Below are 1527 nucleotides of genomic sequence, written 5' to 3' on the forward strand. Positions count from 1 at the left end.
CAGGTAATGATTCTGAAGTTGCTGAACCCACAAGCTTTTTGTCTTTGGATGTCTGGGACATGGATGAAGCCTCATTTCCGCCACTTTCATTATACTAATTTATCGGCAGAAACTGTCTCATACTTGGCTGAGATATAGGGGCCCGAGTGGAGCAGCAACCAGACGTCGTTGCCTTTGGAGACGCAGACTTCGATGAAGTGATTGCCGCCACCCAGGCTTCCCATCTGGGGCGCGACCTTATCGAGGGAACCCAAATGGCGATCATTCCCAACAAACGTGCGGGCCCGATCGAGCACCTGCTGTTTTCCGGTCAGGCACGCCTGGGCTTCATCCGCGTGCAGGATTTTCAAACCCGCCTGGGCTTTATGAACAGACTGTCCCACGGGGACTGCTTTCTCGATGGCTCGACGCAGCTTCACCAGTTTGCCGTCAAGATGTTCAGGACGAAGACCAGGAATTTTATAAGCCGACATGCCACAGCCGAGGTCAACACCCACGGTTGCGGGTGTGATCGCACCTTTGGTCGCTAGTACCGATCCGATCGTGGAGCCCTTCCCTGCGTGCACGTCCGGCATCACAGCGACATGTTTGAAAACAAAGGGTAGCGTACCAAGTGTGCGTAGCTGATCCAAAGCGTTCTCGTCGATATCGTGGGTCCATACCTTGGCAACCGCAGCCAGGGGACGACCGGAAGAATCAGTATTGATGATTTGCTGGATAGGCATGACGGATCTCCTTCAATAGTCCTGCTACCCTTTTGCCAGATTAATGCCAGCGGACTTTCTTAAAAATACTCTGAAATCATTGATTACTACATTATTCTGGTGCGCAGAATTTAGAACTTATTTCACTTATTGAGATCAGGCGATATCGAAGCGGGAACGACATTAAAAAACCGTAGCCTATGCTTCGCAAGACCTACACTCAGCCCTGCAGGCTCCTCAGGTGGACGCGAGTCAATCTATTTCTGCACCAACTGGAAAGCAGAACCTGGAGATTCCGGAATAAGGCATGGCAGTTTATTTAAACTGACGATGATGACTACCGCAAAAAATTCGGTTGATAATCAGCCAGCAGCTTACGCAATGCAGCAAATTCCACTGGCTTAACCAAATGGTGGTTGAGAAGGACCGGCGCTCTCCGCCTCCAGCGAAGACAGCGTGGTAGCCATTCCGAAGTCTATCGGATTGTCGGCAAGTACTCCAACCATAGCCCGTCCCGAGCCGGCGAGGAACCAGACGGATTTGGCTGGTGGTGAAACAGGGCTGCCGTGATCCGAGCCAAGCGAGGTGAGCGGCCTATTCCACTTCGGCCTGATTTTCAACGTATTGCTTGAGCACTGAAAGTGGAGCGCCACCAACGGTCAGAAGGCAATACGTCCTGCTTCAAAAGATCGGTTTCCCATAATACTTTTGAATATGTTCGGAAAACTCCTTGCGGATAAGGCGGGAGCTTACCGTTTTCAGATTATTAATGAGTTTGGACGGCTGCGCCTTTGGATTGAGTGCCATCAAAATATGGACATGA

At 50.9% G+C, this 1527-nt stretch carries 2 protein-coding genes; both read right to left on the reverse strand.

What is annotated here, in order from left to right:
- Window positions 1-89 precede the first annotated feature (89 nt).
- Window positions 90-725 (reverse strand): RtcB family protein, encoded by a 636-nt coding sequence (locus VE954_RS21660; RefSeq protein ID WP_324956663.1) that lies wholly within the window; start codon window positions 723-725, stop codon window positions 90-92.
- Window positions 726-1385: 660 nt separating this feature from the next.
- Complete coding sequence (locus VE954_RS44360; RefSeq protein WP_414699024.1) at window positions 1386-1514, reverse strand: transposase; 129 nt, start codon at window positions 1512-1514, stop codon at window positions 1386-1388.
- Window positions 1515-1527 lie beyond the last annotated feature (13 nt).

The organism is Oligoflexus sp. (assembly GCF_035638955.1).
Lineage (GTDB): Bacteria > Bdellovibrionota_B > Oligoflexia > Oligoflexales > Oligoflexaceae > Oligoflexus.